Origin of the sequence: Pantoea coffeiphila, assembly GCF_016909495.1 — a bacterium.
Classification (GTDB): domain Bacteria; phylum Pseudomonadota; class Gammaproteobacteria; order Enterobacterales; family Enterobacteriaceae; genus Erwinia; species Erwinia coffeiphila.
Map to the genome: position 1 here is coordinate 561,407 of NZ_JAFBFW010000001.1, position 18,558 is coordinate 579,964.

Below are 18,558 nucleotides of genomic sequence, written 5' to 3' on the forward strand. Positions count from 1 at the left end.
TTATCTCAGCGACAGCGTCTGGCGCTTCTCTGCGGATTGCAGACCCAGTTCAATCAGTTCCATCACCTGAATCGCCTCTTCGGCCTTCACCGGGTTCTCACCCACGCCGTTCAGCGCATCACGGATCGCCGCATAGTACGCAGGATAGTTGCCCGGAATGGTCAGCAGAGTCTTCTCAGCCAGCACATCCCCGTTAACCAGCGTCACCACGCCGTCACGCATATCGTATCCCCAGTCTTCCTGCGGCGGGCGGGCACCCGCTTTCAGCGCATCTTCCTGCGGATCGAGGCCATACTTCACGTAGCTGCCCTGCGTGCCGTGGATCTGATAGCGCGGGGACTCGGCCGCCACCAGCATGCTGCCATGCAGCACGACGCGGCGCTGCGGATAGATCAGCGTAGCGTGGAAGTAGTCGGTGGTTTGCGCGCCCGGGCGCAGCTCGGTGGTGTCGACGTTAATCGCCACCGGGGAACCGAACAGCTGCAGCGCCTGATCGATAAGATGCGGCCCCAGATCGTACCAGATGCCGCTACCCGGGCCTTTCTGCTCGCGCCAGCGCTGTTTTACTTCCAGACGGAAGCGGTCAAAATGCGACTCAAAATAACGCACTTCACCCAAGGTGCCGTCGGTCAGCAGCGACTTGACGGTCAGGAAGTCACTGTCCCAGCGGCGGTTATGGAACACCGACAGCAGCAGACCTTTCGCTTTTGCCAGCGCGTCCAGCTCGCGCGCCTGTGACAGTGTCACGGTAAACGGTTTATCCACCACCACGTTTTTACCCGCATCCAGCGCGGCTTTCGCCAGCGGGAAGTGGGTATCGTTCGGCGTGGGGATCACAATCAGCTGGATGTTCGGATCGTCAAACAGCGCCTGAGGATCGGCAACCACCTGCACCGAGGGCCAGTCGGCGTGGACTTTTGTGGCATCACTGCTGGAAACAGCGGCCAGCTCCATTTCTGCCGTACCGGCAATCAACGGGGCATGAAACGTCTTACTGGCGAAACCATAGCCCACCAGCCCTACACGTATTTTATCAGTCATCACTTTCCCTCTTCTGGTTACCCATTGATTTAAGACGATCGGACCAGAGAGAACAAGGTGAAATCATTCTGATTCTTATTCATTAGCACGCCGTGGTACGTACCATGTTTCCTGAGCGACCAGCGCATCGTGCGCATCCAGGCTGCGGCGGCGGAAATCGCTGGGGCTGACGCCGACCCGTTTGCGGAACACCCGCGAGAAATAGAGCTGATCGTCATAGCCCACTTCCCGGCCAATGCTGGCAATCGGCTCCTGAGTAGTTTGCAGCAGCAGTCTGGCGCGGATCACCCGCTGATCTTCCCGCCAGCGCAGCAGGTTAACCCCCATCTGCTCGCGGAACAGGTGTGCCAGCCGCGAAGGCGACAGGCAGACGTGTTTAGCCACTTCCTCAATTTTTACCTCTGCCGCCAGGTTGCTGGTGACATACTGGCAGGCTTCAATCACCCGCGAGTCGCGAACCTGCTGATGGCTGCGCGGATCTTCTTCTACCGCCCGCAGCAACAGGCGTTCCAGCAGATTCATCGCCAGTTCTTCGGCGAAACGCCGCCCGGAGTTGTGGGTGTTTTCAATGCTGGCAAACAGGCGGTCGAACTCCCCGCGCAGCGCCTCGGGTAGGTGCAGCCGTCCCACGCCCTGCACCTCGTCCTGAAACGACAGCCAGTCGCTCCAGTAGGCGCGGGGGCGGAAATAGACCCAGCGGTGATGCCAGGCATTGCTGTCGGGCGAGCGGCCGTAATAGTGCGGGGTTTTCGGCTGGAACAGCAGCAGATCGCCCTCTTCACAGTCAAAGGCCGCATCGCCGTCGAAAATGCGTCCGCGCCCTTTCACCGTCAGGTTGAGGATGTAGCCTTTCATGCCGTGGGGACGATCGACAAAAAAATCGAGCGGCCCGTCGGCGTTAATCGGCGTCAGCCCGGCCACCAGCCAGGCACCGAACTGATAACCAGGTAACAGCGGGTTAGATTGTGTGACCGGTGCCAGGCGATGATACATAACGCGTCCCCTTATCAGGCTGCTTTATTTTTCTGTTTGTAGCGGTCAAAGATCACTGCTGCTAACAATATCAAACCGCGAACCACGTACTGTGAGAAAGGCGATATATTCAATAAGTTCATGGCGTTTTCCACCGTACCCAGAATCAGAACCCCCGCCACCACATAAGAAATTTTACCGATGCCGCCCTTCAGCGATACGCCGCCCAGTACGCAGGCAGAGATCACGATCAGCTCATAGCCGATTGAGGTCATTGGCTGGCCGCTGGTCATGCGCGACGCCAGGATAATCCCCGCCGCGGCGGACACCAGGCCGGAGAGGATAAAGATGATAATCCGCGTGCGCACCACCGGTACACCGGCTAAACGCGCGGCTTCTTCGTTACCGCCGATAGCCAGCGTGTTGCGGCCAAAGGTGGTTTTATTCAGCAGGAAGGCAAACAGCGCAAGAGTGATAATGGTTAACCACACCGGTGCCGGTACGCCCAGCCAGCTGGCATAGCCCAGCGCGAAGAAGCGTTCATCTTCGATGCCTACCGCTTTACCATCGGAGAAGATATAGGCCAGACCGCGCACGATCTGCATGGTTGCGAGGGTGGTAATCAGCGCGTTGATTTTCAGCTTAGCGATGACGAAACCGTTAACGAAGCCGCAGGCCACGCCGAGCAGCAGACCGGCACCGACGCCGATCCACAGGCTTTCGCTGAGGTTGATGACTACCGCACAGGTCACTCCGGCGCAGGCAATGACCGATGCCACGGAGAGGTCGAAATCGCCGGAGGCCAGGCAGAACAGCATGCCGCACGCGACCATTCCGGACATCGAAATCGCCAGCCCCAGCCCTTTCATATTGATAATGCTGGCGAAATTAGGCACGAAGACCATACAGGCGAGGAACAGCGCGGCAAACACCACCAGCATGCCGAAGTTATCCCAGATACGTCCGAAGCTCAGGCGCGACGGTGCCGCCGGGGCGGTCGTTGAAGTTGTCGAAGACATAGGTTTCTCCTGCATATCAGGCCACCGCGGTGGCAGGTTTAGCGGTTTTAGGCATCGCCAGACCGAGGGTCAGCGCTTCGGTGGCATCGTCGTGGGCCAGCTCGCCGGCAATCTCTCCTTCGCGCATCACCAGAATGCGATCGGCCAGGCCCATCACCTCCGGCAGATCGCTGGAGGCAAACAGCACGGCAATGCCGCGCTCGGCCAGCGCATAGATCAGCTGATAAATTTCGTTTTTAGCACCCACGTCAATACCGCGTGTTGGCTCGTCGAGCATGATCACTTTCATCTCTTCCGACAGCCAGCGGCCCAGGATCGCCTTCTGCTGGTTGCCGCCGGACAGATTCATAATCAGCTGGTCCGCCGTTGGGGTTTTGATATTGAGCGAGCGGATATGCAGCCCGGCATTTTTCGACTCCCAGGCTTTATCAATCAGAAAACCTGCCGTCAGGTTATTGCGACGGGCGCTGATGTTGATGTTGTCGCGAACCGAGTGCACCGGAATGATGCCGTCGGCCTTGCGATCTTCCGGGCAGAGCATAATCCCGGCACGGATCGCCTCAACCGGCTCGCGCAGGTTGAGTTTTTCGCCATCCAGCCACAGCTCGCCGCCGGTCAGCCGAGTGGCACCAAACAACCCCTTCATCAGTTCGCTGCGCCCTGCGCCCACCAGGCCAAACAGCCCGACGATTTCACCGGCGCGGACGCTGAATGAGACCGGGCTGCGCACGCCTTTCGCCTGCACGTTATCCAGACGCAGGCGCACCTCGCCGCACGGACGCGGGCTGTAGCCGTAGATATCGCCGATATCGCGCCCGACCATCGCCTGCACCAGCTGTTCGTTGTCGCAGGTGCTCATATCGCTGAAGGTACGCACGTAGCGTCCGTCCTTGAAAACGGTAATCGCATCGCTGAGGGCAAAGATCTCCTCCATGCGGTGTGAAACGTACAGCACCACACGGCCATCGGCGCGCAGCTGGCGAATGACGCGGAACAGCTGATCGATTTCACGAGCGGAAAGCGAGCTGGTCGGTTCATCAAAGGCAATCACCTGCGCGTTGCGGGTCAGCGCCTTGGCAATTTCGACCATCTGCCATTGACCCAGCGAGAGGTATTTCAGCGGCATATCGGGGTCGATATCCATCCCCAGCACCGCCAGCTGTTTTGCCGCCTCCGCACGCAGGCGACGGTGATTGACCAGCCCGCCGCGCTGCGGCAGCTGGCCCAGAAAAATATTCTCTGCCACGGTCATTTCCGGGATCAGATGCAGTTCCTGATAAATAATCGCCACTCCGGCGTTCAGCGCATCGGTGGTGTGCTGAAAATTGACCGGCTGGCCCTTAAGGCGAATTTCTCCACTGCTGGCGCGATAGCTGCCGCTGAGAATTTTCAACAGCGTTGATTTCCCGGCACCATTTTCCCCCATCAACGCATGGACCTCTCCGGCATGGCAGTCGAAGCTGATGTCCTGCAGTGCCTTCACGCCGGGAAAGGTTTTACCAATGCCGTGAAAGCTGAGATAAGCGGGTTCTCTGGTCATATCACTCCCCTGAAACGGTGTGGGACGGTAACGGCGTTATTCGCCCCGTAATACAAATAATCAGACCGTGGGCCGACCGTTGCAGCGATCGACCCACATCAAGTGACGTTGTCACTTAAAGCGCATTACATCAGCCCTTTCTTAGCCAGCTCGGCCTTGAAGTTGTCGCGTGTGATCAGCACCACGTCGGTCACTTCGGTAAACTTCGCCGGTTCCGCGCCGTTGGTCACCCAGTCATGCAGCATTTTGATACTGCGGTAGCCGTGAACGTCCGGGCTTGGCAGCAACGAGCCGTAGAAGCCGGTGGCCTGGCCTTTTGACAGTTCGCTGACCGCGTCCACACCGTTGATACCGATGCCGATAACATTAGGTGCCTTGAAGCCCTGGCCTTCTGTTGCGCGCACGCCGCCGAGCACGGTGTTGTCATTCATGCCGACGATCAGCCAGTTTTTCACTTCAGGATGCTGTACCAGCAGCGAGTTACCGGCATCGAACGCACCGGGGATATCGTTAGATTTGGTGGGAACCTGATAAATCTGTTTTTCCGGGAATCCGGCCGCTTTCAGCGCGTCCATAGAACCACCGGTGCGGCGACGTGCCGTATCAAGTTCGTTAGCGGTAATCGCCATTACTGCGGTGTCTTTCACATCCCAGCCGCGCTTCTGCATCTCCTTATACAGCTCCTGCCCCTGACGCTCGCCGATTTTGGTCGCTGCCATCATCACCAGCGGCACGGTATCCATCGGTTTGCCTTTGGCGGTCACGAACTGGTCATCCACCGCAATCACTTTCAGGTTGTAGCTGCGCGCCTTCGCCATAATCGCGGAACCCAGTTTCGGGTCCGGGGTGCAGATAACAAAGCCTTTGGCACCGCTGGCTGCCAGGCTGTCGATGGCGTTAAGGGTTTTCTCGCCGTCCGGCACGGCAATTTTGATCACCTCAAAGCCCAGCTCCTGGCCTGCTTTGTCAGCGAACTTCCATTCGGTCTGGAACCAGGGTTCTTCCGGCTGTTTCACCAGAAAACCGAGTTTCATTGTCTCTGCGATAGCGGATTGTGACATAACGGCAGCAAGGCTGATTGCGGCCAGTGCTTTAGTAAATTTGTGCATGAGGCTCTCCGGCTCAGTGCCCGCTTTTGACGGGGTTGTGTAAACGGTAACAATCGGAAGATGTAATAATTAAAATCGAATAAACAGTAGCTTATATAAAACCGTCGTGTTTTTTGCGGCGGCGGTTAATTAGTTTTACCCGCATACAGGCGGAAATTTGTAGAGCGCTATCACACACTGGAATTACAGGCGTTTTGTCCATGCATTCAGCTGATTTAACCGGAAAGTAACATTTGAAGCGCATCACATAACCGCATCTGATGGCAGAAAAGTGCATATTTGCAGCCACTCACACCTAACCGCTTCTGCGCCATGTTCCCAGGATAGAGAGACTTGACTATCGTCTCTGGAGAACAACTATGAACAAGGGTGCCATAACCCTCGGTCTGGATTTTGGCAGCGACTCGGTTCGGGCGCTGGCGGTGGAATGTGCCAGCGGACGTGAACTGGCGAAGCAGGTCGTTGCCTATCCGCGCTGGCAGGAGGGCCGCTATTGTCAGCCCAACCGCAATCAGTTCCGCCATCATCCTGCGGACTACATCGAAGCGCTGGAGCAGGCCATCCGTGACGTTGTCACTAAGCTCGGTAGCGACAGCCAGAACGTGGTAGGAATTGGCGTCGACTCAACCGGCTCTACCCCTGCGCCCATCGATCGTGAAGGTCGGGTACTGGCGCTGCGCCCGGAATTTGCCGATAACCCCAATGCGATGTTCGTGCTGTGGAAGGATCACACCGCCATCGAAGAGGCGGAAGCCATCACCCGCCTGTGCCACAGCGGCGAATTCGAAGATTATTCACGCTATATCGGCGGGATTTACTCCTCGGAATGGTTCTGGGCCAAAATTCTGCACGTCAGCCGCGAAGATGCCGCAGTACGTGAAGCTGCTGCCTCGTGGATTGAGCTGTGCGACTGGGTTCCGGCTTTGCTCAGCGGCACCACCGCTCCGGCCGATCTGCGCCGTGGGCGCTGCGCCGCCGGGCATAAATCCCTGTGGCATCCGCTGTGGCAGGGTCTGCCTGAGGCGGCATTCCTCGATGCGCTCGATCCGCTGCTGACCCGCGATCTGGATTCTCCCCTGTTTACCGATACCTGGACCGCCGACCTGCCTGTGGGCGAGCTCACCGCCGAATGGGCTGAACGCCTTGGCCTGCCGAGCGGCGTGGTGATTTCCGGCGGTGCCTTTGACTGCCATATGGGCGCGGTTGGTGCCGGGGCGAAGCCCTACACGCTGGTGAAAGTCATCGGCACCTCCACCTGCGACATTCTGATTGCCGATCCCGAGCGCGTGGGCGATCGGGCGATTAAAGGCATCTGCGGCCAGGTGGACGGCAGCGTAGTGCCGGGGATGATCGGCTTTGAAGCCGGTCAGTCGGCGTTTGGCGATATGTATGCCTGGTTCAGCCGCCTGCTCAGCTGGCCACTGGTGCAGGTGATGCAGCAACAGCCGGAACTGAAAACCCAGCTGGAACCGATCCGCCGCGCCCTGCTGGAAGATTTAACCAGAGCCTGGGCCAGCGATCCGCAGCTCGATCATCTGCCGGTGGTGCTGGACTGGTTTAACGGCCGCCGCACGCCGTTTGCCAATCAGCGCCTGAAGGGGGTGATTACCGACCTGAATCTGGGCACCGATGCCCCTACGCTGTTCGGCGGATTTATTGCCGCCACCGCCTTCGGGGCCAGAACCATTATGGAATGCTTCGAAAATCAGGATATCCCGGTACAGCAGATCCTGACGCTCGGCGGCATTGCACGCAAGTCTCCGGCCATCATGCAGGTGTGCTGTGATGTGATGAACCGCCCGCTGGACATCGTCGCTTCCGACGAGTGCTGCGCGCTGGGTGCGGCCATTTTTGCCGCTGTTGCCGCAGGCGTCTACGCCGATATTCCGGCCGCGCAGCAGCAGATGGCCAGCCCGCTGGAGCAGACTCTGCAACCCGATCCTGCCCGCGTCGCCCGTTTTCAACAGCTTTATCAGCGTTATCTTCAATGGTGCGAAGTTGCCGAACCGCAGTTTGCGCCACAACAGTCATCCGTCAGTGAAGGAGTGGTTTTATGACCCTGTTAAACACCGCAACCGTATGGTTTGTGATTGGCACCCAGCATCTGTACGGCGCGGAAACTCTGCGTCAGGTTGAACAGCACGGCAAAGAGGTCGTCGACCAGCTTAACCGCGAAGGAAAACTGCCCTTCCAACTCCAGCTTAAACCGCTGGTCAAAAGCCCGGACGAGGCGCTGGCGCTGTGCCGCGATGCCAACCACGACCAGCAGTGTCTGGGAATTATTACCTGGCTGCACACCTTCTCACCGGCGAAAATGTGGATCGGCGGGCTGTCCGTGCTGAATAAACCCCTGCTGCAATTCCATACTCAGTTCAATGCGGAGATTCCGTGGGACAGCATGGATATGGACTTTATGAACCTGAACCAGACCGCGCACGGCGGCCGTGAGTTCGGTTTCATCGGCGCCCGTATGCGCCTGCCGCATCAGGTGGTCACCGGACACTGGCAGGACCCACAGGCGATTCAACGCATCGCTCAGTGGATGCGTGGGGCGGCCGCAAAACTCGCCAGCCAGCAGCTGAAAGTCGCGCGCTTCGGGGACAATATGCGTGAAGTGGCGGTTACGGAAGGCGATAAAGTCGCCGCGCAGATCCAGTTCGGCTATGCCGTTAACGGCTGGGGCGTTGGCGATCTGGTGGAGGTGATTAATCAGGTCAGCGACGGCGATGTCAGCACGCTGGTTGATGAGTACGAGAGCCGCTATGAGTTCTCTGCTGCAGCGGCGGTTAACGGGGAAAGACGCCAGAACGTGCTGGATGCCGCCCGCATCGAACTGGGCATGAAACGCTTCCTCGACGGAGAAGGCTGCCGCGCGTTTACCACTAACTTCCAGACTCTGCACGGTATGACCCAGCTGCCGGGGCTGGCAGTGCAGCGTCTGATGCAGCAGGGTTACGGGTTTGCCGGTGAAGGTGACTGGAAAACCGCCGCGCTGCTGCATATTTTCAAAGTGATGGCCGGCAATCAGGCGGGCGGCACCTCGTTTATGGAGGATTACACCTATCACTTCTCGCCGGGCAACGATCTGGTATTAGGTTCGCATATGCTGGAAGTCTGCCCGTCTATCGCCCGTGAAGCGCGCCCGCTGCTGGATGTGCAGGCGCTGGGCATTGGCGGTAAGGCCGATCCGGCGCGGCTGATCTTCTCTTCTCCGGCCGGTGCGGCGGTCAACGCCAGCGTGATCGATATGGGCGATCGCTTCCGCCTGCTGGTTAACGTGGTGGATGCCATCGAGCAGCCGCATGCCCTGCCTGCACTGCCGGTTGCCCGCGCGCTGTGGCGTGCCCAGCCTTCGCTGGCGACGGCTTCAGAAGCCTGGATACTCGGCGGCGGTGCACATCATACGGTGTTCAGCCAGGCGCTGACGGTTGACGATATGCGTCTGTACGGCGAACTACATAACATCGAAGTGCTGGTGATTGATAACGACACCACCATCCACGGTTTCCGCGATGCGCTGCGCTGGAATGAAGCGTATTATCGTCTGGCACGTTAACAATATGACCGACAGCGCCTGGCAGCGCTGTCGGTTGTTATTTTATCGTTACGTACCGTAAGTAAAATTAGATTTTTAGCACTCGCCCGAATATAGCCCTGTCAAACTTTCAACGCCGCCGGAAATACCCCCTGAAAGTTAAATTCACATAGTTTTTCCTTATAACCTCACACTTTCAGTGATTCTTCTCTGGTCATCAGTTTTGTGCTGTGTTAATTATTGTCACCGGTCACCTTATTTAACACCCTGGGCATTTATTCTAAAACTTCGCGTTAGCAACACCACCAACTAGTTGATAATTATAATCATCAGGTAAAAATCAGATTATCTGACCAACAGGGCTGTTATTCTAAAAATAATCAAATGGATGTGTCTTATGTCACAAATGTTCGCACTTTTACTGGTCATGGTCATTTTATACCTGGGCGATTTGGTTTCTGTCAGAACGAAAGCCTGGATACCCTCCGTATTTGTCTGCGCCGTGCTGTTTTTATTTGGCTACTGGACCTTCTTCCCGCAGGATATCGTCAGCCGCGCCGGTATCACCCCGGTAGTTGCGGTGATGCTGATGTATTTACTGATCACCAATATGGGCACCCTGCTGTCGGTTCCTGAACTGATCCGCCAGTGGAAAACCATTATCATCTCTCTGGCCGGTATCGCCGGTATTATGGTGACGGTATTTGTGGTCTGTATGCTGATGTTCGACCGCAACACCGCCATTGTGACCATTCCCCCGCTGGTCGGCGGCATCGTCTCGGCGATCATCATGTCCAAGGGCGCGGCATCCGCCGGGTTGGTTGATTTATCCGTTTTCGCCATTCTGATCTACGTGATGCAGGGCTTTGCCGGCTATCCGCTGACCGCCATTATGCTGCAGCGTGAGGGAAAGCGCGTGCTGCAAAAGTACCGCAGCGGCGAGTGGCAGGAGACGGTCGCGGGCACCCCGCTGCCGGATAAAACCTCCGGCGCAGCGGATAACGCCATGCCGCGCCTGTTTGGTCGCATGCCCGCCCACTACAACACCAGCTATTTTAAATTTATGCGCCTCGCCTTCGTCGGCTGGCTGGCGTATCTGGTCTCCGGCTGGCTGGCTCCCGTTGTTGCGGTCAGCCCGTTCGTGCTGTGCCTGCTGTTCGGCGTGATCGCCGCCTCGCTGGGTTTCCTGGAGCGGCAGCCGCTGCAAAAAGCCAACGGCTTCGGCTTTGCGGTGATGGGCCTGATGCTGTTTATTTTTGATACGCTGAACCGCGCCACGCCGGAAATGCTGCTGCGCCTGCTGCTGCCGATGCTGGTGCTGATTGCCGCTGCCGTAGTCGGGATGTTTATTGTCTCCTGGATCGTGGGAAAAATGCTGGGCGTCAGCATGGAGATGGCATTCGCTATCGCGCTAACCTCCATGTACGGCTTCCCGGCGGACTATATTATTACTAACGAAGCCATCACCGCGCTGACCAAAGATGAGAAAGAGCGCGAGGTGCTGACCCAGCACATGCTGGCACCGATGCTGGTCGGGGGCTTTATTTCCGTCACCATGGTGTCGGTGGTGCTTGCCGGGATCATGGTGGGCTACATTATTCCTGCTGTTTAAATCATTATTCAGTGCAATGGTACGAAAAATAAGGGAAGCAACCGTTATGACAAGCCAGTCAATTACGCAGGCCGTCCACGCCTGGAAAGAGGCGATGATCGCCTTCCGTCGCGATCTGCATGCGCACCCCGAGCTGCCGTGGGAAGAAATCCGCACCACCCAGAAAGTGGCGCAGGCGCTGGATGAGATCGGCATCAGCTACCGTCTGACTCAGCCAACCGGCATTATCGCCGAGATCAAAGGCGGCCAGCCCGGTAAAACCGTGGCGCTGCGTGCCGATATGGATGCGCTACCGGTGCAGGAACTGAGCACCACACTCAGCTACAAATCCCTGACCGACGGTAAAATGCACGCCTGCGGCCACGATGCGCATACTTCCATGCTGCTGAACGCGGCCAGAGCGCTACAGGAGAACCGCGCCGGGCTACGCGGCAACGTGCGTCTGATTTTCCAGCCGGCGGAAGAGATCGCCGAAGGTGCGCGTGAGATGGTTCGCCAGGGTGCGGTTGAGGGCGTAGATAACGTCTTTGGCATGCATATCTGGACGACCACCGCCTCCGGCAAGATTTCCTGCAACGTCGGCTCCAGCTTTGCCTCGGCCGATCTGCTGAAAGTGAGATTCAAAGGGCGCGGCGGCCACGGCTCGATGCCGGAAGCCTGTATTGATGCCGCCGTGGTGGCCTCTTCGTTTGTGATGAATCTGCAGGCGATTGTCTCGCGCGAGACCTCGCCGCTGGAATCCGCGGTGGTGACCATTGGTCGGATGGAAGTCGGCACGCGCTTCAACGTGATTGCCGAGAATGCGGTATTGGACGGCACGGTGCGCTGCTTTGACGTTGCCACCCGTGAACGCCTGAAAGCGGCGATCGAGCGCTATGCTCATCACACGGCGGAGATCTACGGTGCCACGGCGGAAGTTGAGTACACCTACGGCACGCTGCCGGTGATCAATGAAGAGCGCAGCGCCCTGCTGGCGCAGTCGGTGATCCGTGATGCCTTCGGTGAAGAGGTGCTGTACGCCGAACGGCCGACCACCGGCGGTGAGGATTTCAGCTACTTTATTGAGAATATCCCCGGCTGCTTTGCCCTGCTGGGCTGCGGTAACAAGGCGAAAGGCACCGACTGGGCGCATCATCACGGCTGCTTCAATATTGATGAGGATGTGATGGTGCACGGCGCTGAGCTGTATGCGCAGTATGCGTGGCGTTATCTCCAACAGGATGATTTTTAACGCTGGCGGTCAGGAAGGGGTTATCTCGCTGCGAGTTCCTGAGCCTGGCGTATCGGTGCTATCCGGAACGCAGACCCGCTGGCACTTGGGTTAGGCAGGGATTGTCTCGCTGTGGGTTCCTGAGTCTGGCGTATGGGTGCTATTCGGAACGCGGACCCGCTGGCGCTTCCCTGTTCGCTCGAACTTACACAGTGTAGCGCGTCAACCGATCGCTTCAGTTCACGTGCCCGGCCTATCGGTGCTATCCGGAACGCGGACCCGCTGGCACTTCCCTGTTCGCTCGGCCTCGCACTTCCCTGTGCTCGGACGGTCCGCTTATCCGGATAGCACCGATTGCCTGAAGACTTCGGTGTTGCTGTTAAGAAAGGACTTTTTCGGCAGCAACGCCATGATTTGGAAGGGTGACCGCTGCGGGACAGGTTAGCCAGGTGTCTGCCGCACGGATGCGGCAGCCAAGCACCCAGGGACTGGGTTCACGGCGGCCCGGCGATCTGCCCGCAGCGGTCGCCCCATTCACCAATCCCGCCGCAATCTGCCCTTATCGGTCACCCCATTCACTAATCACACCGCGATCTGCCCCTAACGTTGGACCGTTCGGCTCTCAGGATCGTTAAAGTTCACTCCCATTGCTGGCAATAACCCGTCGATACCAGTCGAAACTTTTCTTCTTCGAACGCGCAAAGGTGCCGCTGCCGTCATCGTTTTTATCCACATAAATAAAACCATAGCGCTTACTGTATTGACCGGTGGTGAAAGACACGCAGTCAATACAGCCCCACGGGGTATAGCCCATCAGTTCAACGCCATCTTCCGTTACGGCTTTCTTCATCTCTTCAATGTGGGAGCGAAGGTAATCAATGCGATAGTCATCGTTGATTTCGCCGGATTCTTCCTTTTTATCAATCGCACCAAAGCCATTTTCGACGATGAAAAGCGGCTTCTCATAGCGCTCATAAAGGATGTTTAGAACATAACGCAGACCAACCGGGTCGATTTGCCAGCCCCAGTCGGAGGCTTTGACATGCGGATTCGGCACGCTGCCTTCAAAACCTGAAAGCGCCGATCCTGAGCCCGCATTGGCTTTACTGACCGCGTTGCTCATGTAATAACTCAGCCCAATGTAATCAGCACATCCCTCGCGGAGGATCTGCGCATCATCAGGTTCCATGGCAATACTGTAGCCCTTACGCTGCCACTCTTTAAGAATGTAAGCAGGATAGTGCCCGCGCATATGCACGTCGCTGAACAGGAACCGCTCCCTCATTGCCTCCTGTGCATACATCACATCATCGGGATGGCAGGAATAAGGATAAAGCGGCACCATGGCAATCATGCAGCCAATTTGCAGCGCTGGGTTAATCTCATGCCCCAGCTTCACCACTCGTGCGCTGGCGACAAACTGATGGTGAAGTACCTGGTACATGCACTCTTCGGGATTAGGCTCATGGGTATAAATCACCCCGGAGCAACAGTAGCCGAACAGCGGCGTCTTCCAGTTGCGCTGATTATTAATTTCGTTAAACGTCATCCAGTATTTTACTTTGTGCCGGTAACGCTTTAAAACGACCTCACTGAAGTGGACGAAAAAGTCGACAACCTTCCTGTTTTTCCAGCCACCGTATTCCGTCACCAGGTAATTAGGCATTTCGAAATGCGACAGGGTGATCACCGGCTCAATGCCATACTTCAGAAGCTCATCAAAAAGCGCATCGTAAAAACGCAGGCCCTCTTCGTTAGGTTCAGATTCATCACCCAGGGGAAAAATACGCGACCAGGCGATAGAAGTACGGAAGCAGCGGAATCCCATCTCGGCCAGCAGGGCAACGTCCTCACGATAGCGGTGATAAAAATCTGATGCTTCGTGATTAGCGTACAGAAAACCGTCCTGAATGCCGTCCGTAATCACCCGGTCGACACCGTGGGCCCCGCTGGTGAGGACATCAACGATACTTGGGCCTTTTCCTCCCCGATCCCATCCACCTTCGACCTGATGTGCCGCTACGGCGCCACCCCACATGAAATTTTCTGGAAATACATTATTCATAGTCATTCTCTAAAATTGTCATTCGATAAAGATGTTCAGACGGTGCCGGGTTGTGCAACGGCACGGGCATCAGGCTGGCTATTTTCGGTGAAGCCGGCGATCCAGGTGAAAATGATGCCCAAAATGAATGCGGCTGAAATGGACATCAGGAAGCCCAGGAACTGGGTCATATGCCCTTCCTTAAAGAACACGGGCAGAACGGCGATGCCCGGAATACAGTAGCTCCAGGAAACAGCATTGAAGGCACCGGCGATAACGCCGCCTGCTGCTCCGGCCAGGCAGCCGCAAACCATCGGGCGTTTGAGGCGCAAGGCAACCCCGTAGATGGCCGGTTCAGTAATCCCGAACAGCGCGGTGACCCCGGCGGATAACGCCAGTCGCTTCATCTCTGCATCTTTCGCTTTCAGGTATACGCCCAGTACCGCACCCGCCATACCAAATACGGCAGAGGCCTGCAGGCCGGTGAACGTGTCGTAGCCCAGCGTCGCGTAGTTACCGACTGTGACCGGCGTAATTCCCCAGTGCACGCCCAGCGTCACCAGCGGCATCCACAGCGCTCCGACGACAAACCCGGCGACGGCAGGACTAAGATGATAGAGGGTGTTATAGACGCCGCCGATCGCCCCACCGATCATATTGCCGACGGGACCGAAGGCGAGAAGCGTCAGCGGCACCATGATGGCGATGCAGAACATCGGCGTGAACAGATTTCTGATCACCACCGGGAGGGTCCGCTCAAAGAAGCGCTGAATGTAGGACATTCCCCAGACCATCAGAATGATGGGAATAACCGACGAGGTGTAGCTCAGATACTCTACCGGTAACCCCATAAATGTCAGCGGCGCGGACTGTATGGGAATGCCTGCGACCTCAACCAGCACTTTGGCAATGTCTGGGTTTTCAACGGCACTCTTCATCAGCGACTGCATGGCCGGATCCGCTGAGTTGACCGTCAGTATTTTGTTGGCGGTCAGCATGTTTAAGTAATCCGGGGAGACCAGCGCACAGGCTGAAATCACTGCGGTAAAAGGATTAACGTTAAACTTTTTAGCGGCGGTGAAGGCAACCATCACCGGAAGAAAAGTGAATCCCGTCCAGGAAACAAAGTTAAGGATGCGGTAGGTTCCTCCCGCCGGGTCCATCAGGTCGATAGCCGTCAGAAGGGAGATAATCCCCTGTAGTACGCCACAGGCGGCAAGAGGATAAAGAAAAGGCGCGAAAATACTGGAGATGATATCCATAACGCGATTTACGATACCGACATTCGGCGCTTCAACCACGGCGTTTTCATCGATATTCAGCAGTTTTTGCACTTGATGGTAAGCATCGCTTACGTGGTTACCAATCACCACCTGCATCTGGCCGCTGGCCTTCACGGCGGTAATCACACCCTGTACGCGTTTTAGCGTTTCAACATCGACCTGAGCAGAGTCCTTGAGTACAAATCTCAGCCGCGTCGCGCAGTGCGTCACGCTGATCACATTATCATCGCCACCTATGAGTCTTACGATTTCTTTCGCCGACTCTGCATAATTTATTGCCATCGTTTTTTTCCATTGCCAGAGGGGATTTCAGGTACGGGTACAAAATTGTTCCCGGCATGTTAGGAAAAGCCTGAGGCAATGTCACGTGGTCACAATATGAATACGCTCGTAACTAATTACAGGAATGTCACACCCTGTGACGAGCCATCATCACTGGTTAGTGCCAACTTTCGCCCAATGGATTCGAGGATAAACATCACCGGAACCTGCGTGGTAATGTCGTATTCATTATCGATAAGAATACGCGACACATGATAGGGAATAGTAAAGTCAGCCAGTTTTGCCAGACTGGAATTTTGATTGCTGGTAATCGAGATGACCTTGCACTTGTGAATGACAAACTGTCGGGCAATTTTTATTATTTCAGGCGTTTCACCCGACACAGATAGCACAATAGCAACGGCACTCTGGGCCATGTCCGTACTGACCGGATACCAGGGATCGTCAATGTGATTGCTGAACTTGCCAATATTAGATAAAAAGCGCGCGCCATACCTGGCCAGCGAGCCTGAACTGCCCGCACCAACGAAAAACACGCGTTCCGCGCTCTTGATTTGATCGGCCGCACAGCCGATCGTTTCATCGAACTCATCATTCCTGATGCTTTTAAAAAACGTCAGTATTTCCTCTGCTCCGTGCGGGATCAACAAAGTGCTGTTTTTTTGCAGATGAATCTTTAGGCAGGTTTTAAGTTCAGCGTATCCTTTGAAATCCATCTTTTTACAGAACCGAAGAACTGTCGCTGTCGACACCCCTGAATTATCCGCTAACTCTCGAATGGTCATATAAATGACCGCATTAATATTTTTAATTATGTAATTGTGGACACGAATTTCCAATGCGTTCAGCGCAGCAATTTTTCTGGCATTAAACATAATTGATCTATCTCTTTGTTACATTTATACCGCTCATAGTGTCACACAGTGTGACGCACAGGTAATTAATCGCGTAAATAACGCCTGGTGGGCGAAATTTAATTGTTTGAAGTGTGATGAGTGACGCATTTTGACAGGCGTTGCTCGCTTCAGTTCACGCGCCCGGCCTATCGGTGCTGGCCGGAACGCCATGTTCCAAATGAGATACCACGGCAAAAATGGAACCGGGTTAACGCTCCACAATATGCACCGCCAGGCCGGTCACCCCAGGCGCAAGATGATCCGCCAGAATATGACGATCCGGATAGCTGCCGTCGTTTTGTTGCCTGAAGGGGATCGGCGCGTCGTCAAACAGCCTTTCCAGCCGGTTTCGCCATGCAGTTTCAACCTGTGGCATAACATCGGCATCCAGCCGCCCGCTGCCATAAACCGCAAAGGTCGGTAAAACCTCCATGCCGGTGTAAAACAGCGTGCCGTGGGTAATGGGAAACAGCAGCTGTTCCAGGCAACCATTAATCCCTCTGGGGGCGTAATCTTTTTCCGGGCCGCCGACCGAAACAGCAAGCAGCGCGCGTTTGCCCAGGAAGCTGCCTTCGCCATAGCGATGCGCATTGCCTTTATCCTGATATCCGTAGGCCAGACCGTAGGCCCAGACGCGCTCTATCCAGCCTTTCATGATGGCGGGCATGCTGAACCACCAGAGAGGAAATACAAAGATCACCGCATCCGCCGCCAGCACTTTGTTCTGCTCCTGCACGACGTCTGACGTCTGGCTGCCGCTGGCAAAAGCATGCGCTGACTCCGCGATAAAGGACAGGCGTTCGGGATCGCTTCGGTCAGGGAAGTCCTCGCCGTCGAAAACCGCTTTCCACCCCATCGCATAAAGATCGGATTCCACCACTGAATGACCGTTTGCTTCCAGGAAATTTCGGGCGACGTTGACAAGATGACGGGTTAACGACGTGCTTTCTGGCTGTGCGTGTACAAGAAGAATATTCATAATCTGCGCCTCGTGAGTTGACGGGGACAGCGTATTTTTATCTGCGGTATAATAGAAATTAATTGTACGGATAACAGGTATAGCCATGAGTAATATCCTGCAGCGTCTCGACCTGAATTTGCTCGTCACCCTCGATGCACTTTTAACTGAAAACAACGTCACTCGGGCCGCCGCGCGCCTGCATCTCTCGCAGCCGGCGGTAAGCGTGCAGCTTGCCAGACTGCGCGATCTGCTGGGCGATCCGCTTCTGCTGCCCGGTCCCCGGGGAATGCGCCCAACCGCCCGGGCTGATGAGCTGCGTGAACCGCTGCGCCAGGCTCTGGCAGCGCTGGAACTCGCGGTCGCGCCGTCGGATACGTTCAATCCCGCCGAGGCAACTCAACGCTGGCGCATTGCTGCATTTGATTACGCGGCGTTAACCCTGCTAGTCCCTGCCCTTGATGCGATCCGTACCGCAGCGCCAGCGATACATCTGGCGATTGTGCAGAGCATGCCGTCGGAGGTGGCAAGAGCAGCGGAACGCGGAGATATCGACCTCGCCTTTATGACCGGCACCGAAGCCCCGGCGGATTTGCATTACCACAGGCTGTTTACGGAACGCTATGTGCTGGCCGGTCGTGCGGGGCATCCTCAGCTAAAAACAACGCCTTCGCTGGCGGAATTCTGCCAGCTTGAGCATGCCATTGTTTCGCCCGACGGCGGTGGATTCCTGGGCGCGACGGATACGGTACTGGCTGAACGCGGCCTGGCGCGCAAAGTCTCGCTTTCCGTGCCGAGCTTTCTGCTGCTTAGCGCGGTGCTGTCTGACACCGATCTGGTGGCGATGACACCGTCCCGGCTGGTTTGCGGCAACGACGCGCTCCGCGTTGTGGAACCGCCCGTTGACGTGCCGGGCTTCGACATGCTGATGCTGTGGCCCGAACGCGTCCATCGCGATCCTGCCCACCGCTGGCTGCGGGAGCAGATCGCTGCTGCGCAATAAGTATTGATGCCAACTGATATCTCCTGCTGACGAGTTCCGGCAACGCGCTTCACA

The 18,558-nt window shown here is 56.4% G+C and carries 14 protein-coding genes; 5 read left to right on the top strand and 9 right to left on the bottom strand.

The window, feature by feature from the left end; translation table 11 throughout:
* The 5 genes from JOE09_RS02610 to JOE09_RS02630 all read right to left on the bottom strand — a co-directional run bounded on the left by JOE09_RS02610 (window position 1) and on the right by JOE09_RS02630 (window position 5,681).
* A complete protein-coding gene (locus JOE09_RS02610) occupies window positions 1-1,041 on the bottom strand; it encodes an oxidoreductase (protein WP_205064685.1) in 1,041 nt (346 codons plus the stop codon).
* A gap of 75 nt (window positions 1,042-1,116) precedes the next feature.
* Window positions 1,117-2,034, bottom strand: coding sequence for an arabinose operon transcriptional regulator AraC (araC, locus tag JOE09_RS02615; RefSeq protein WP_205064686.1), 918 nt, complete (start codon window positions 2,032-2,034; stop codon window positions 1,117-1,119).
* Window positions 2,035-2,048: 14 nt separating this feature from the next.
* Complete coding sequence (gene araH / locus JOE09_RS02620) at window positions 2,049-3,032, bottom strand: L-arabinose ABC transporter permease AraH (protein ID WP_200544747.1); 984 nt, start codon at window positions 3,030-3,032, stop codon at window positions 2,049-2,051.
* A gap of 16 nt (window positions 3,033-3,048) precedes the next feature.
* Window positions 3,049-4,572, bottom strand: coding sequence for an L-arabinose ABC transporter ATP-binding protein AraG (araG, locus tag JOE09_RS02625; RefSeq protein WP_200544746.1), 1,524 nt, complete (start codon window positions 4,570-4,572; stop codon window positions 3,049-3,051).
* Between the two features lie 125 nt (window positions 4,573-4,697).
* Window positions 4,698-5,681: an arabinose ABC transporter substrate-binding protein gene (locus tag JOE09_RS02630; RefSeq protein WP_105595514.1), complete on the bottom strand. Its 984-nt coding sequence runs from the start codon at window positions 5,679-5,681 to the stop codon at window positions 4,698-4,700.
* Window positions 5,682-6,040: 359 nt separating this feature from the next.
* Here JOE09_RS02630 and JOE09_RS02635 point away from each other — a divergent pair, with 359 nt between their 5' ends.
* The 4 genes from JOE09_RS02635 to JOE09_RS02650 all read left to right on the top strand — a co-directional run bounded on the left by JOE09_RS02635 (window position 6,041) and on the right by JOE09_RS02650 (window position 12,059).
* Entirely contained in the window at window positions 6,041-7,738 is a 1,698-nt protein-coding gene (locus JOE09_RS02635) for a ribulokinase (RefSeq protein ID WP_205064687.1), read from the top strand.
* Window positions 7,735-9,237 carry an L-arabinose isomerase gene (gene araA / locus JOE09_RS02640; RefSeq protein ID WP_205064688.1) on the top strand — a complete coding sequence of 501 codons (1,503 nt, stop codon included), beginning with the start codon at window positions 7,735-7,737 and terminating at the stop codon, window positions 9,235-9,237. Before JOE09_RS02635 ends, araA begins: the two co-directional genes overlap by 4 nt.
* Before the next feature lie 376 nt (window positions 9,238-9,613).
* Window positions 9,614-10,828 (top strand): hypothetical protein, encoded by a 1,215-nt coding sequence (locus JOE09_RS02645; RefSeq protein WP_105595517.1) that lies wholly within the window; start codon window positions 9,614-9,616, stop codon window positions 10,826-10,828.
* A gap of 46 nt (window positions 10,829-10,874) precedes the next feature.
* The gene (locus tag JOE09_RS02650; protein WP_205064689.1) at window positions 10,875-12,059 is read left to right on the top strand and encodes an amidohydrolase; all 1,185 of its coding nucleotides are present in this window, start codon (window positions 10,875-10,877) and stop codon (window positions 12,057-12,059) included.
* A gap of 610 nt (window positions 12,060-12,669) precedes the next feature.
* Here the strand turns inward: JOE09_RS02650 and JOE09_RS02655 are convergent.
* The 4 genes from JOE09_RS02655 to JOE09_RS02670 all read right to left on the bottom strand — a co-directional run bounded on the left by JOE09_RS02655 (window position 12,670) and on the right by JOE09_RS02670 (window position 17,522).
* A complete protein-coding gene (locus JOE09_RS02655; protein WP_205064690.1) occupies window positions 12,670-14,103 on the bottom strand; it encodes a 6-phospho-beta-glucosidase in 1,434 nt (477 codons plus the stop codon).
* Between the two features lie 35 nt (window positions 14,104-14,138).
* A complete protein-coding gene (locus tag JOE09_RS02660) occupies window positions 14,139-15,647 on the bottom strand; it encodes a PTS transporter subunit EIIC (RefSeq protein WP_205064691.1) in 1,509 nt (502 codons plus the stop codon).
* Window positions 15,648-15,763: 116 nt separating this feature from the next.
* Window positions 15,764-16,522: a MurR/RpiR family transcriptional regulator gene (locus JOE09_RS02665; protein ID WP_205064692.1), complete on the bottom strand. Its 759-nt coding sequence runs from the start codon at window positions 16,520-16,522 to the stop codon at window positions 15,764-15,766.
* Window positions 16,523-16,751: 229 nt separating this feature from the next.
* Window positions 16,752-17,522, bottom strand: a complete 771-nt coding sequence (locus JOE09_RS02670) for an NAD(P)H-dependent oxidoreductase (protein ID WP_205065098.1) — start codon at window positions 17,520-17,522, stop codon at window positions 16,752-16,754.
* An 85-nt stretch (window positions 17,523-17,607) separates the two neighbouring features.
* Here JOE09_RS02670 and JOE09_RS02675 point away from each other — a divergent pair, with 85 nt between their 5' ends.
* On the top strand, window positions 17,608-18,504 hold the full coding sequence (locus JOE09_RS02675; protein WP_205064693.1) for a LysR substrate-binding domain-containing protein: 897 nt from the start codon (window positions 17,608-17,610) through the stop codon (window positions 18,502-18,504).
* Window positions 18,505-18,558: the final 54 nt, after the last annotated feature.